This is a genomic window from Streptomyces sp. Go-475, assembly GCF_003330845.1.
Classification (GTDB): domain Bacteria; phylum Actinomycetota; class Actinomycetes; order Streptomycetales; family Streptomycetaceae; genus Streptomyces.
In genome coordinates this window covers 6,584,771-6,598,241 of sequence record NZ_CP026121.1, presented here as the reverse complement: position 1 = coordinate 6,598,241, position 13,471 = coordinate 6,584,771, and the positions used below count along the sequence as shown (strand labels likewise).

The 13,471-nt window shown below is 72.9% G+C and carries 10 protein-coding genes; 3 read left to right on the top strand and 7 right to left on the bottom strand.

Annotated elements, in window-relative coordinates; genetic code table 11:
• Positions 1 to 39: 39 nt before the first annotated feature.
• Both C1703_RS30280 and C1703_RS30275 read right to left on the bottom strand, forming a co-directional pair.
• Complete coding sequence (locus tag C1703_RS30280; RefSeq protein WP_114255806.1) at positions 40 to 2,604, bottom strand: polynucleotide kinase-phosphatase; 2,565 nt, start codon at positions 2,602 to 2,604, stop codon at positions 40 to 42.
• The gene (locus C1703_RS30275; RefSeq protein WP_114255805.1) at positions 2,601 to 4,064 is read right to left on the bottom strand and encodes a 3' terminal RNA ribose 2'-O-methyltransferase Hen1; all 1,464 of its coding nucleotides are present in this window, start codon (positions 4,062 to 4,064) and stop codon (positions 2,601 to 2,603) included. The genes C1703_RS30280 and C1703_RS30275 overlap by 4 nt, the downstream gene beginning before the upstream one ends.
• Before the next feature lie 160 nt (positions 4,065 to 4,224).
• Between C1703_RS30275 and C1703_RS30270 the strand changes: the two genes are divergently transcribed.
• Positions 4,225 to 5,043: an SAM-dependent methyltransferase gene (locus tag C1703_RS30270; protein ID WP_232840630.1), complete on the top strand. Its 819-nt coding sequence runs from the start codon at positions 4,225 to 4,227 to the stop codon at positions 5,041 to 5,043.
• A gap of 101 nt (positions 5,044 to 5,144) precedes the next feature.
• Here the strand turns inward: C1703_RS30270 and C1703_RS30265 are convergent, their stop codons facing one another.
• A complete protein-coding gene (locus C1703_RS30265; protein ID WP_114255803.1) occupies positions 5,145 to 6,065 on the bottom strand; it encodes an LLM class F420-dependent oxidoreductase in 921 nt (306 codons plus the stop codon).
• Between the two features lie 238 nt (positions 6,066 to 6,303).
• Between C1703_RS30265 and C1703_RS39390 the strand changes: the two genes are divergently transcribed.
• Positions 6,304 to 6,471: a hypothetical protein gene (locus tag C1703_RS39390; protein ID WP_198678309.1), complete on the top strand. Its 168-nt coding sequence runs from the start codon at positions 6,304 to 6,306 to the stop codon at positions 6,469 to 6,471.
• 56 nt (positions 6,472 to 6,527) lie between these two features.
• Here C1703_RS39390 and C1703_RS30255 read toward each other — a convergent pair whose 3' ends face one another.
• From C1703_RS30255 to C1703_RS30240, 4 genes are all read right to left on the bottom strand, one after another.
• On the bottom strand, positions 6,528 to 6,998 hold the full coding sequence (locus tag C1703_RS30255; protein ID WP_114255801.1) for a DUF6099 family protein: 471 nt from the start codon (positions 6,996 to 6,998) through the stop codon (positions 6,528 to 6,530).
• A gap of 197 nt (positions 6,999 to 7,195) precedes the next feature.
• A complete protein-coding gene (locus C1703_RS30250; RefSeq protein ID WP_114255800.1) occupies positions 7,196 to 7,522 on the bottom strand; it encodes a nucleotide pyrophosphohydrolase in 327 nt (108 codons plus the stop codon).
• Complete coding sequence (locus C1703_RS30245; RefSeq protein WP_114255799.1) at positions 7,515 to 8,666, bottom strand: ATP-binding protein; 1,152 nt, start codon at positions 8,664 to 8,666, stop codon at positions 7,515 to 7,517. The genes C1703_RS30250 and C1703_RS30245 overlap by 8 nt, the downstream gene beginning before the upstream one ends.
• 104 nt (positions 8,667 to 8,770) lie before the next feature.
• Entirely contained in the window at positions 8,771 to 9,166 is a 396-nt protein-coding gene (locus tag C1703_RS30240; RefSeq protein ID WP_010033798.1) for a cell division protein SepF, read from the bottom strand.
• Between the two features lie 194 nt (positions 9,167 to 9,360).
• Here C1703_RS30240 and C1703_RS30235 point away from each other — a divergent pair, with 194 nt between their 5' ends.
• Positions 9,361 to 13,416 (top strand): bifunctional nitrate reductase/sulfite reductase flavoprotein subunit alpha, encoded by a 4,056-nt coding sequence (locus tag C1703_RS30235; RefSeq protein WP_114255798.1) that lies wholly within the window; start codon positions 9,361 to 9,363, stop codon positions 13,414 to 13,416.
• Positions 13,417 to 13,471 lie beyond the last annotated feature (55 nt).

Sequence of the window (13,471 nt, the reverse complement as noted above, 5' to 3'; positions counted from 1 at the left end):
TGGTACACACGTCCTAGACCCGGCGGTGCGGGCCGGGGCTCACAGCCGCGGGTCCACCGGCTCCGATTCCAGGGCCAGTACTCCGAACACCGCCTCGTGCACCCGCCACAGCGGCTCGCCCTCGGCCAGTCGGTCCAGGGCCTCCAGGCCGAGCGCGTACTCGCGGATCGCCAGGGACCGCTTGTGGTTGAGGAACCGGGAGCGCAGGCGGGCGAGGTTCTCCGGGCGGGTGTACTCGGGGCCGTAGATGATCCGCAGGTACTCCCGGCCGCGGCACTTGATGCCCGGCTGGACCAGGCGGCCCTGGCCGTCGCGGACGAGCGCGCCGACCGGTTTGACGACCATGCCCTCGCCGCCGCGGCCGGTCATCTCCAGCCACCAGTCGACGCCGGAGCGGACCGACTCGGGGTCGGCGGTGTCGACGTAGAGGCGGCGGGTGGTCTGGAGCAGGCCGCTGCCGTCGTGCTCGACGAGCCGGTCGAGCAGGGCGAGCTGCTCGTCGTGCGGCAGGCCGGCCAGGCTGCGGCCCTGGACCGCGAGGATCTGGAACGGCGCCAGGCGGACGCCGTCCAGGCCGTCGGTGGTCCAGCAGTAGCGGCGGTAGGCGTCGGTGAACGCGGCGGCGTCGGCCGCGCGTTCGCCGGTGCGGGCCAGCAGGCCGGACACGTCCACGCCCCGGTCCGCCGCGCCCCGCAGGGCGGCCAGCGCCTCCGGGAGCACCGCGCCGGACGCGGCGCCCACGGCGGCGTACTGGGAGCGCAGCAGCCCGGACGCCTTCAGGGACCAGGGCATCAGCTCGGCGTCCAGCAGCAGCCAGTCCGTCTCCAGCTCGTCCCACAGGCCGGCCTCGCCGATCGCCGTGCGCACCCGGTCGAGGATCTCCTCGGTGAGGGCGTCGTCGTCGAGGAACGGGCGGCCGGTACGGGTGTAGAGGGAGCCCGTGGGTCCGTCCACGCCGAAGCGCTTGCGGGCCGCCTCGGCGTCGCGGCACACCAGGGCCACCGCCCGCGAGCCCATGTGCTTCTCCTCGCACACGACCCGCGCGACACCGTCCGCCGCGTACTGGGCGAAGGCCTCGGCCGGGTGCTCCAGGAAGTGTTCATCAGCGGCTCCGCCGCGGGCGTCGACGTGACTCGTGGCGGTCGGGGCCATGGTCGGCGGGAGGTACGGCAGCAGCCGCGGGTCGACCGCGAAGCGGCTCATGACCTCCAGGGCCGCCGCCGCGTTCTCCTCGCGGATCGAGATCCGGCCCTGGTGCCGGGTCTCCACGACCCGGCGGCCCCGCACGTCGGCCAGGTCCAGCGGGCGGCCGTCCTGCCCGCCGGGTGCCTCGCTGCGCAGCGGCTTCAGCGGCTCGTACCAGACCCGCTCGGCCGGTACGTCGACCAGCTCGCGCTCCGGCCAGCGCAGCGCGGTGAGCTTGCCGCCGAAGACGGCACCGGTGTCCAGGCAGATGGTGTTGTTGAGCCAGGTGGCCTCCGGGACCGGGGTGTGGCCGTAGACGACCGCCGCCCGGCCGCGGTACTCCTCCGCCCACGGGTAGCGCACGGGCAGGCCGAACTCGTCGGTCTCGCCGGTCGTGTCGCCGTAGAGGGCGTGGCTGCGGACGCGGCCGGAGGTGCGGCCGTGGTACTTCTCGGGCAGACCGGCGTGGCAGACGACCAGCCGGCCGCCGTCCAGGACGTAGTGGCTGACGAGCCCGTCGAGGAACTCCCGCACCTCGGCGTGGAACTCCTCGCTCTCGCCCGCCATCTGCTCGATGGTCTCCGCGAGGCCGTGGGTGTGCTGGACCTTGCGGCCGCGCAGGTAGCGGCCGTACTTGTTCTCGTGGTTGCCGGGCACGCACAGGGCGTTGCCGGACTTCACCATGGACATCACGCGGCGCAGCACGCCCGGGCTGTCGGGGCCGCGGTCGACGAGGTCGCCGACGAAGACGGCCGTGCGGCCCTCGGGGTGGACGCCGTCGGTGTAGCCCAGCTTGCCGAGCAGGGCCTCCAGTTCGGCGGCGCAGCCGTGGATGTCGCCGATGATGTCGAACGGGCCGGTGAGGTGGGTCAGGTCGTTGAAGCGCTTCTCGGTGACGACCGTGGCCTGCTCGACCTGCTCGACGCCGCGCAGGACGTGCACCTTGCGGAAGCCCTCGCGCTCCAGGTGCCTCAGGGAGCGGCGGAGTTCGCGGGTGTGGCGCTGGATGACCCGGCGGGGCATGTCGGCTCGGTCGGTGCGGGCCGCGTTGCGCTCGGCGCACACCTCCTCGGGCACGTCGAGCACGATGGCGATGGGCAGCACGTCGTACCGCCGGGCCAGGTCGATCAGCTGGCGGCGGGCCTCGGACTGCACGCTGGTCGCGTCCACGACCGTGCGGCGGCCGGCGGCCAGGCGCTTGCCCGCTATGTAGTGCAGGACGTCGAAGGCGTCCTTGGTGGCGCCCTGGTCGTTCTCGTCGTCCGAGACCAGGCCGCGGCAGAAGTCGGAGGAGATGACCTCGGTGGGCTTGAAGTGCCGGCGGGCGAAGGTGGACTTGCCGGAGCCGGAGGCGCCGATCAGCACCACCAGGGACAGGTCGGTGACGGGCAGCACGCGCCCCTGCGTCTCGTCGGTCATGCCGCCTTCGCCTCCTTCGGGGTGGTGATCGTGAACACGGCCATCTGGGTGGGCGGTCCCACCTCGGGGTCGTCGGGTCCCACGGGCTCGAACGCGACCGTGTAGCCGTGGCGTTCGGCCACCGCCCGGGCCCAGGTCCGGAATTCGGCGCGGGTCCATTCGAAGCGGTGGTCGCCGTGCCGGACGTGGCCGGCCGGGAGGCTCTCCCAGCGCACGTTGTACTCGACGTTCGGGGTCGTCACGAGGACCGTGCGCGGGCGGGCCGAGCCGAACACGGCGTACTCCAGGGCGGGCAGCCGGGGCAGGTCGAGGTGCTCGATGACCTCGCTCAGCACGGCGGCGTCGTAGCCCTTGAGCCGGCCGTCGGTGTACGCGAGCGAGCCCTGGAAGAGCGTGACGCGGGAGGCCTGCCGCTCGCCCATGCGGTCCAGCTTGAGCCGCCGGGAGGCGATGGTGAGCGCGCGCATCGACACGTCGACGCCGACGATCTCGGTGAACGCCGGGTCCTTGAGCAGCGTCTGCACCAACTGGCCCTGGCCGCAGCCGAGGTCGAGCACCCGGGCGGCTCCGGACCGCCGCAGCGCGGTGACGATCGCCTCGCGGCGTCGCACGGCCAGCGGGGTGGGCTTCTCCTCGGTCTCGGTCTCCGCCTCGACCGCGTTGTCGATCTCCTCGACCTCGCTGTCGTCGGCCTCGGCGAGCCGCACCAGCTCCAGGCGTTCCGTCGCCGCGCGGGTCAGCGACCAGCGGCGCGCGAGGTAGCGGCTGGTGATGAGCTTCTGCTCCGGGTGGCCGGGCAGCCAGCCCTCACCGGCGCGCAGCAGCTTGTCGACCTCGTCGGGGGCGACCCAGTAGTGCTTGGCGTCGTCCAGGACCGGCAGGAGGACGTACAGGTGGCGCAGCGCCTCGGCGAGGGTGAGCGCGCCGGACTCGAGGACGAGGCGCACGTACCGCGAGTCGCCCCACTCGGGGAACTCGGTGTCCAGCGGGACGGGTTCCGCGGTGACCGCCCAGCCGAGCGGCTCGAACAGCTTCCGGACGAGGTCGGGGCCGCCGCGGGCGGGCAGCGCGGGCACCTCGATCCGCAGGGGCCTGGCCTGGCCGGGCAGTTCCGGCCGGGCGTTGCAGACGCCCTTCATCGCGCTGGAGAAGACGGTGCTCAGCGCCACGGCGAGCAGGGAGGAGGCCGCGTACGGGCGGTCGTTGACGTACTGCGCCAGGGCCGCGTCCGGGGCGCCGCCGCGCCCCTTGCCCTTGCCGCGCCGCACCAGTGCCACCGCGTCCACCTCCAGCAGCAGCGCCGCCGTGCAGCGCCCGGCGTCCGCCTCGGGGTAGAGGACGTGGGCCGTGCCGTAGGAGGTGGAGAACGCCTGGGCCTTGTCGGGATGCTTGTGCAGCAGGTAGCCGAGGTCGGTCGCGGGGCGCTCTGGGGTGCCGGTGGTGGTGAGGGTCAGGAACACGGTGGGTCGACCTCGATCAGTGGTCTGAACTGCGGATACGGCCCACCGTACCGAGCGGGCACCGACAGCACCCGGGAATTTTCGCTAGCCTCCCGATCGACCGGGCGTTCGAGGGGGATTCGGATGAGCGCCCACGCGGGCACAGATGCGGAGGCCTCACGTGACAGACGCCGGGACCAGCGCGGGACACATCGACACCGGCAAGCCCCATTCGGCACGCATGTACGACTACTACCTGGGCGGGAAGGACAACTACCCGGTCGACGCGGAGGCGGCCGAGCAAGTGATATCCCTCTTCCCCGCCGCCCGGGAGATGGCGCGGACCAACCGCCTGTTCATGCACCGCGCCTCCCGGCTGCTGGCCGAGCGGGGCGTCCGGCAGTTCCTCGACATCGGCACCGGCATACCGACCGAGCCGAACCTCCACCAGATCGTCCAGGCGGTCGCCCCGCAGGCCCGGGTGGTGTACGCCGACAACGATCCGATCGTCCTCCGGCACGCCCAGGCCCTGCTGCACAGCGCGCCGGAGGGAAAGACCGCCTACGTCCACGGCGACGTGCGGGAACCCGGCGAGATCATCGCGGCGGCACGGGAGACCCTCGACTTCACTCGGCCGATCGCGCTGTCCCTCGTGGCCCTGCTGCACCTGATCGGGGACGAGGACGAGCCCCGCCGGATCGTCCGCGAGCTCCTCGAAACCCTGCCGTCCGGCAGCTACTTGACGCTGTCCCACGCGACGGGCGACTTCGATCCGGAGACCTGGGAGCGTGTCGTCGAGGTCTACCGCAAGGGCGGGACGGCGGCGCAGGTGCGCAGCCGCGCCGAGTTCACCGAGTTCTTCACGGGTCTCGAACTGGTGGAGCCCGGCGTGGTGCCGGCCGCACGGTGGCACCCCGAGCTCGGCGATGGGCGGGAGGGCGGGGGCGACGGCCAGGACGAGGAGATGCCCCTCTACGTGGCGGTCGGCCGCAAGCCGTGACGGCCGGTCCGGTCCGGCGGATCGGGGCTCCGGGGCCCGATCCGCCGGACGGTCGTGTCACGCGGCTGCGGCCGTCAGGGTTCAGCGGTCGGCCCCGGCCGTCACGACAGCTGCGACTGCACCTGGGAGGAGATCAGCTCCAGGTGGTCCAGGTCGTCGAGGTCGAGGACCTGGAGGTAGATGCGGCCGGAGCCGATCTCGGCGTAGCGGCCGATCTTGTCGACGACCTCGACCGGGGAGCCGGCCAGGCCGTTGAGCTTCAGCTCGTCGACCTGGCGGCCGATCGCGTCGGCCCGGCGGGCGACCTCCGCATCATCGCGGCCGACGCAGACGACGAGGGCGTTGGAGTACGTCAGCTCGTCGCCGCGGCCCGCCTCCTCGGCGGCGGCGCGCACCCGGCCGAACTGGCGCTCGCTGTCCTCGACGGAGGCGAACGGCATGTTGAACTCGTCGGCGTACCGCGCGGCGAGGCGCGGCGTGCGGGTCGGGCCGTGGCCGCCGACGAGGACGGGGATCTTCGCCTGCGCGGGCTTGGGCAGCGCGGGCGAGTCCGTGAGGTCGTAGTAGGTGCCGTGGAAGTCGAAGGTCTTGCCGGCTTCCGTCGCCCACAGGCCGGTGACGATCTCCAGCTGCTCCTCGAGCCGGGCGAACTTCTCCTTGGGGAAGGGGATGCCGTAGGCCTTGTGCTCCTCCTCGAACCAGCCGGCGCCGAGACCGAGCTCGACGCGGCCGCCGGACATCTGGTCGACCTGGGCGACCTGGATGGCGAGCACGCCGGGCAGCCGGAAGGTGCCGGCGGTCATCAGGGTGCCGAGGCGGATGCGCTTGGTCTCGCGGGCGAGGCCGGCCAGGGTGATCCAGGCGTCGGTGGGGCCGGGCAGGCCGTCCACGTTGCCCATGCGGAGATAGTGGTCAGAGCGGAAGAATGCGTCGAATCCGAGGTCTTCGGTGGCCTTGGCCACGGTGAGCAGGGTGTCGTAGGTGGCGCCCTGCTGGGGCTCGGTGAAGATGCGAAGATCCATGGTTCCATCCTGCACGCCGGACCCCGGCACGACGAGATCGGTCCCCCGTCCCACCCTGTCTCCGGTCGGGTGAAATTACGTCAATACCGCGCGTCCCGCGTGACCGGGCCAGTGACCGGCCCCGGTGGTGATCGTTGGCTCGGGCGGAGCCGGAGCCCCCGGCTTCCGCACCGGCCCTGACCGCCGGAGCGTCACCCGCGTCGGCCTCCCCGGGGGGCCAGGGGCCGAGGAGGCCGTCATGTCCGAAGAGACCGTGCCGCAGCAGGGCGGGACCGGGCAGCCGAAAGGGCTGTTGCAGCAGATGGAGGAGCTGATGGCGGCGTTGAACGCGGATCTCTCCGACCTTCAGTCGGAAGCGGGTTTTCCTCCCGCGGAATGCAGGGCGGATCAGCCCGGGCCGGAGTAGCCGCACGCCGACAGGGCGGGCCTGAGACCGCCGTAGCTGACAAGCGAAGGGATCCGTCATCCCGCCTCCCGCTCCGGTAACGCCTGCTCCCGGTCGGCGAGTCTGCGGAGCATCTCCAGCACGCGGTCACGGGACTCGTCCGCCGCGTCGATGGCCTCCATGCACTGCCAGTACGTGCCCTCGTCGGCCGCGGCGCAGGCCAGGCCGACGAGGGCGATGCCGACCTCGCCGAGGAGTCCGCCGAGGTACATCAGCGTGTGGCGGGCGTCGCCCAACTCCGTGAGCTGGCCCGCCCGCAGCTCACCGGGGGCCAGTTCGGGCGGGTCGAGGACACCGCAGCCCCGGCCCGCCAGCTCCGTCAACCCCAGCGCCTCGCCGCGCAGTTCGGGCGGGCCGGCGACCGCGAGGCGACTTCCTATCGCCTGCGCGAGGGCCTGTGCCTGCCACACCTCGGCCATGACCTCCCGCACCTCGCCGCCCGCGGCCAGGGACCGCCTGCTCGTCACGATGAGCCGCACCGCGTCCATGCGCTGCCCCCGTCTTGTCCGACGCGCCCCGCGCGTCCGCCTGCCCGAACTCCCTTGTTCACTACCCAGAGTGAAGGACTGTGAGACGAAAAGCCAGAGGAAGACGGAAATTAGCGGACAACAATTCGGATTCGGGCCGCGTTTTGGTTACGCAGCGTACAAGTGGACTTTGCGGCTCCCGACGGCCGGACGCCGGGCTAGGGAGCCGGGAATCTCCGCTCGTTCCGGTCGATCTTCGCGTCCAGCGCGGCCAGCGGGTCGATGCCGAGCACCTCGCACAGTTGCAGGAGGTACGCGAGCACGTCGGCGACCTCGTCGGTGACGCGGTGCGCGGTGTCCGGGTCGGACATGACCCGGGCCGACTCCTCGGGCGTCAACCACTGGAAGATCTCGACGAGTTCGGACGCCTCCACACTGAGGGCGGCGACCAGGTTCTTGGGGGTGTGGTACTGCTGCCAGTTCCGCGCGGCGGCGAAGTCGGCCAGCCGGCGTTGCAGTTTCGCCACGTCCAGGGGATCAGTCACGGTTCAGGTGTACCACCGTGACTCCCTCGGCCCCGGCGGCCCAGGAGGCGTCGCTCACCGCGCCGACGAGCCGGATGTGCCCCCGCTCGCACATCCGGGCCGCGAGGCCCAGCAGTTCCCGCCGCTGCCGCGGGTCCAGTGCGCGGTCGAAGCCGTCGGCGAGGACGGTGAGCGTCTGGAGCGCGGCGGGCACCTCGCCCGCCGGGTCGACCTCCAGGACACCGGGTCCGGTGAGCAGGACCAGGGCCAGCGCGAGATAGCGGAGTTCACCGTCACCCAGCCGCCCCAGGTCCGTCCGCACACCGTCACCGCGGTCGAGCGCCGCCCGGACGGCACCGATGCCGTCCGCCCCGGCGAGCACGTCCGCCACCGGCCCGGCGCAGCCCGCCCGTACCGCCGTCACGAAGAGCGTGTGCCGTCGGCCGCACTCGGCGCGGATGCGCCACAGCACCTCGGCGAGGTTGCCGCAGTCGCCGAGCAGGCGGCCGGGGCCCGCCGGTACGGGGCCGCGCATCCGGTCGGGTTCGGGGTCGCAGGCGAAGACGGAGCGCAGGGCGACGACCATCTGCTCGGCGGCGGCCAGCACCCTGCGCTGCCCGGGCGTCCGGCCGGCCACGCGCAACGGCAGCAAGGGGGTGCCGAGCCGGTCGTCGGGCAGCGGGCCGCGGGTCACCGGGGTGGGTCCGGCCGTGTGCCAGGCGGCCTGCACGGCGCGCTTCCCCGGGTCGCGCAGGGCGGTCTCCAGGAGGACCACTCCCCCGGTCGTCAACCGCTCGCCCACCACGCGCAGTTCGGGCTCGGCCTGCACGGCCACGTCGAGCCGGACCGGCCCGGCGGGTCCGTCCGCCGTGCAGCCGATGCGGAAGCCGCGGCGGCGCTGCGCGTCGGGCCGGGCCCGCTCCGGCACGCAGGCGACGGGGTCGGGGAACGCCTCGCCGAGCCCGGCGCCGCCCCCGAGCCGGGCGAGGGCCTCGTACGCCCGCAGTGCGCTGGTCTTGCCGGAGCCGCTGGGACCGGCGAGGAGGGTGAGCCGCCCCAGGGGGAGCACGGCGCGGCGGAGGCCGGCGAAGGCGGCCAGGCGCAGTTCCGTGACGCGGGGGCGGTCGGGGTGCGCGAGGGCGGCGGGAGCGGAGGGCTCGGTCATGTCCGGACGGTAGGACCCGCAAACGGGACGAACCGTTCCGTCTCCACCGCGTTCCTACGATCGAGCGACCGCTCCGGCTCGGTTGCCTGACGTCGGCGCCCGTCTCAGACCCCGGGCACCCCGACCCCCTCCATCAGCCCCGTCACCTCGGTCCCGGCCGGGGTCAGCAGGAACACGTTGCGGTCCACTCGGTGCATGCCGCTCGCCAGGCCGAAGACCACGCCCGTGCTGAAGTCGAGGACCCGCTTGGCGACCTCCGTCTCCGCGCCGGTCAGGTCGAGCAGGACCGGGACGCCCGCCATCAGGGTCTCGGCGACGTCGCGCGCGTCGGCGAAGACGTTCACGCGCAGGACGACGAAGCGGCGCCGCGCCTCCGTCTCGGCCTCGGGTATGGAACGGTGGTCGACGGAGGACGGCCAGGCGTCCCGGCCCCGCAGCGGCACGACCTGGGCGAGCCCCTCCCACTGTTCGTCGGTGACATCGTGGCTGTTCACCGGCATGCTCCGTCCTGGCTCGCACTGGCTGTCTGCATCGGCCAATTCTTGCGCAGAGTCACCCGTTCGGCCCAACAGCGACACGCTCCGCGACCTCGATGCACCTCACAACGGCCGGAACGTTGCTGTGTGACGGGCGTAACCCCTCAAGATCCGGCGAAGTGACAACGGTGTAACGGGCGGTCCGTACCGTCGAAGGCATGACCACGACCCACGGAACCCGGCAGGAGACGCGGCAGGTGCGCACCGTCTGCTCGTACTGCGGTGTGGGCTGCGGCCTCGTGCTCGACGTCGGGACGGGACCGGACGGGCGGCGCACGGTGCTGAAGGCGTCCGGCGACAAGGCGCACCCGGCGAACGCGGGCCGGCTGTGCACCAAGGGCGCGACCACGGCCCACATGCTCGCCGCGCCGGGGCGGCTGACCTCCGCGCTGGTGCGGGACGACCGGGGCGAGGAGGCGGTCCCGGCGCCGGTGGCCGACGCGATCGCCGAGACGGCCGCGCGGCTGCGGTCGATCGTCGACGAGCACGGGCCGGACGCGGTCGCCTTCTACGTGTCCGGGCAGATGAGCCTGGAGGCGCAGTACCTCGCGAACAAGTTGGCCAAGGGGTTCGTGCGGACGAACCAGATCGAGTCGAACTCGCGGCTGTGCATGGCGAGCGCGGGCACCGGCTACAAGCTGTCGCTGGGGGCGGACGGTCCGCCCGGCTCGTACGAGGACTTCGACCGGGCGGATCTCTTCCTCGTCATCGGGTCGAACATGGCCGACTGCCATCCGATCCTCTTCCTGCGGATGATGGAGCGCGTCAAGGCGGGCGCCAAGCTGATCGTCGTCGATCCGCGGCGGACGGCCACTGCCGCCAAGGCCGACCTGTTCCTTCAGGTCAGGCCGGGCACCGACCTCGCGCTGCTGAACGGCCTGCTGCACCTGCTGCACGCGGACGGGCACACCGACGAGGAGTTCGTCGCCGCACACACCGAGGGCTGGGAGGCCCTGCCCGGCTTCCTCGCCGACTACACCCCGGCGGCGGTCGCCGAGATCACCGGGCTCGCCGAGGACGACCTGCGCGAGGCGGCCCGGCTGATCGGTGCGGCCGGCCGGCGGTGGATGAGCTGCTGGACCATGGGGCTCAACCAGTCCACGCACGGCACCTGGAACACGAACGCCCTGGTCAACCTGCATCTGGCGACGGGGGCGATCTGCCGTCCGGGCGCCGGGCCGTTCTCCCTCACCGGCCAGCCCAACGCCATGGGCGGGCGCGAGATGGGCTACATGGGGCCGGGTCTGCCGGGGCAGCGGTCGGTGCTCGTGGCCGAGGAGCGGGCGTTCACCGAGGAGGTGTGGGGGCTGCCGCCCGGGACGCTGCGGGCCGACGGTGTCGGCCAGGGCACCGTGGAGATGTTCCGGAAGATGGCCGACGGCGAGATCAAGGCCTGCTGGATCATCTGCACCAACCCGGTCGCCTCGGTCGCCAACCGCCGTACGGTCATCGAGGGGCTGGAGGCCGCCGAGTTCGTGGTCACGCAGGACGTGTTCGCGGACACCGAGACGAACGCGTACGCCGATGTCGTCCTGCCGGGCGCGATGTGGACCGAGGCGGAGGGCGTCTTCGTCAACAGCGAGCGCAACCTCACGCTGACCTCCCCGGCCGCGGACCCGCCCGGGGAGGCGATGGCCGACTGGCGGATCATCGCGGAGATCGCGTGCGCGATGGGGTACGAGAAGGGCTTCTCGTACGACAGTGCCGAGCAGGTCTTCGAGGAGATCCGCCGGTTCCGGAACCCGAAGACCGGGTGGGACCTGAGCGGGGTGTCCTACGAGCGGCTGCGCGAGACGCCCGTGCAGTGGCCGGCCGCGCGGACGGACGGGCCCGCGCGCAACCCGATCCGGTACGTCGGCGAGGACGGGCTGCGCTTCCCGACGGCCTCCGGGCGGGCGGCCTTCTTCGCGCGCCCGCACCTGCCCGCCGCCGAGCTGCCGGACGACGACTATCCGTTCGTGCTGAACACCGGCCGGGTGCAGCACCAGTGGCACACGCTGACGAAGACCGGGAGGGTCGCCAAGCTCAACAAGCTGAACTCCGGGCCGTTCGTGGAGCTGCATCCCGAGGACGCCTCGGGGCTCGGTGTCGACGGGGGCGATCTCGTCGAGGTCGCCTCGCGGCGCGGGCGGGCCGTGCTGCCGGCGGTGGTGACGGACCGGGTGCGGCCGGGGTGCTGCTTCGCGCCGTTCCACTGGAACGACCTGTTCGGCGAGTACCTGAGCATCAACGCGGTGACCAGTGACGCGGTGGATCCGCTGTCGTTCCAGCCGGAGTTCAAGGTGTGCGCCGTGTCGCTGGCGAAGGTGGCGACGCCCGTGCGCGACGACCCGGCGGAGGCCGTGCGCGAGGACACGGTGGAGGCGCTGACGCCGACGGCCGTCACGCCCGGTGGCCCCGACCCCTTCGGTCTCGAACCGTCCCCTCCCCCGGTGCTGTCCGCCCAGGAGCGCCAGTACCTCACCGGTTTCCTCGCCGGGCTCGGCTCGGGCGCGCCGGGCGTTCCGGTGCTCCCGCCGGACGCGCCCTTCTCGCCCGAGCACGCCCTGTGGGTGAACGGCGTCCTCGCCGGCATGTACTCGCGCTCGGCGCCGCCCGCCGCCCCCGCGAAGGAGGCCGCCGGCCGTGAGGTCGTCGTGCTGTGGGCCTCGCAGACGGGCACCGCCGAGGAGTTCGCCGCCGCCACCGCCGAGCGGCTGGCCGCGACCGGGCACCGTACGACCCTGATCGGCATGGACGAGGCCGATGTCGGGAAGCTCCCCCGCACGGCGGACCTGATCTTCATCACCAGCACCTTCGGCGACGGCGACGCGCCCGACAACGGCTCGGGCTTCTGGGACGCGCTCTCCGGCGACCGGGCCCCGCGGCTGGACGGGGTGCGGTACGCGGTGCTCGCCTTCGGCGACTCCTCGTACGACGACTTCTGCGGGCACGGGCGGCGGCTGGACGCGCGGCTCGACGAGCTGGGCGGGGTGCGGCTGGCCCCGCGCACGGACTGCGAGCCGGACTACGAGCCCTCCGCCAAGCAGTGGCTCGACCAGGTGCTGTCGGCGCTGGGCGGCACCGCCACCCGGAAGCCGGAGCCGGCGGGCCGGGCCAAACCCCCGGTCGGCACGGCCCGGCTCGTCGGCAACCGGCTGCTCAGCAAGCCGGGCGCGGGCAAGGAGGTGCGGCGGTTCACCCTCGACACGAGCGGCACGGACCTGACGTACGAGGCCGGGGACGCGCTCGGCGTGCGGCCGGTCAACGCGCCCGCGCTGGTGGAGGAGTGGCTCGCGGTGACGGGCCTGGACGCCTCGACGGCCGTGCCGGTGGACGGAGTCGGCGACGTCCCGTTCGGCGAGGCCCTGCACCGGCACCTGGACATCACGCGGATCACCCCCGACCTGCTCCGCTTCGTCGCCGAGCGCGCCCGGGACGACCATGAGCTGCGCAGGCTGCTGCGGCCCGACAACAAGGACGGCCTGGCGCAGTGGAGCTGGGGGCGGCAGGCCGTGGACGTGGTCGCCGAGTACGCGGTGCGGGCGGGCGCGGCGGAGTGGGCCGGGGTGCTCAGGAAGCTCCAGCCGCGGCTGTACTCCATCTCGTCCAGCCCGCTGGTGGACCCGCGGCTGGTGTCCCTGACGGTGTCCGTGGTGCGGTACGAGAACCTGCGCGGGCGGATGCGCGGCGGGGTCTGCTCGCCGTTCCTCGCCGACGCCGAGCCGGACACGGAGGTGCCGGTGTTCGTGCAGCGCTCGCCGCACTTCCGGCCCCCGGGCGACGCCTCCACGCCGATGGTCATGGTCGGGCCCGGCACCGGCGTCGCGCCCTTCGTCGGCTTCCTCCAGGAGCGGCGGGCGCTCGGGCACCGGGCCCCCAACTGGCTGTTCTTCGGCGAACAGCACCGCGCGACGGACTTCTACTACGAGGACGAGCTGACCGCCCTGCTCGACGAGGGCGTCCTGACCCGGCTGGACACCGCCTTCTCCCGCGACCAGCGCAACAAGGTGTACGTGCAGGACCGGATGCGCGAGCACGGGCCGGAACTGTGGCACTGGCTGCGCGACGGGGCCCGCTTCTACGTCTGCGGTGACGCCTCCCGCATGGCCAAGGACGTGGACCGGGCGCTGCGGGACATCGCGGTGGCGCACGGCGGGATGAGCGAGGCGGAGGCCGCCGCGTACGTGAAGCAACTCGCGGCGGACAAGCGGTACCTGCGGGACGTGTACTGACCACCGGGGCCGCCCGGGCCACCGAGGCCACCGGGTCCTTTACTGGCCTCACACC

Excerpts from the sequence above, each read along its gene's own strand:
- C1703_RS30280 (WP_114255806.1), bottom strand. The coding sequence starts at position 2,604 with ATGACCGACGAGACGCAGGGGCGCGTGCTGCCCGTCACCGACCTGTCC.
- C1703_RS30265 (WP_114255803.1), bottom strand. The coding sequence starts at position 6,065 with ATGGATCTTCGCATCTTCACCGAGCCCCAGCAGGGCGCCACCTACGAC.
- C1703_RS39390 (WP_198678309.1), top strand. The coding sequence starts at position 6,304 with ATGTCCGAAGAGACCGTGCCGCAGCAGGGCGGGACCGGGCAGCCGAAA.
- C1703_RS30255 (WP_114255801.1), bottom strand. The coding sequence starts at position 6,998 with ATGGACGCGGTGCGGCTCATCGTGACGAGCAGGCGGTCCCTGGCCGCG.
- C1703_RS30245 (WP_114255799.1), bottom strand. The coding sequence starts at position 8,666 with ATGACCGAGCCCTCCGCTCCCGCCGCCCTCGCGCACCCCGACCGCCCC.
- C1703_RS30240 (WP_010033798.1), bottom strand. The coding sequence starts at position 9,166 with ATGCCGGTGAACAGCCACGATGTCACCGACGAACAGTGGGAGGGGCTC.
- C1703_RS30235 (WP_114255798.1), top strand. The coding sequence starts at position 9,361 with ATGACCACGACCCACGGAACCCGGCAGGAGACGCGGCAGGTGCGCACC.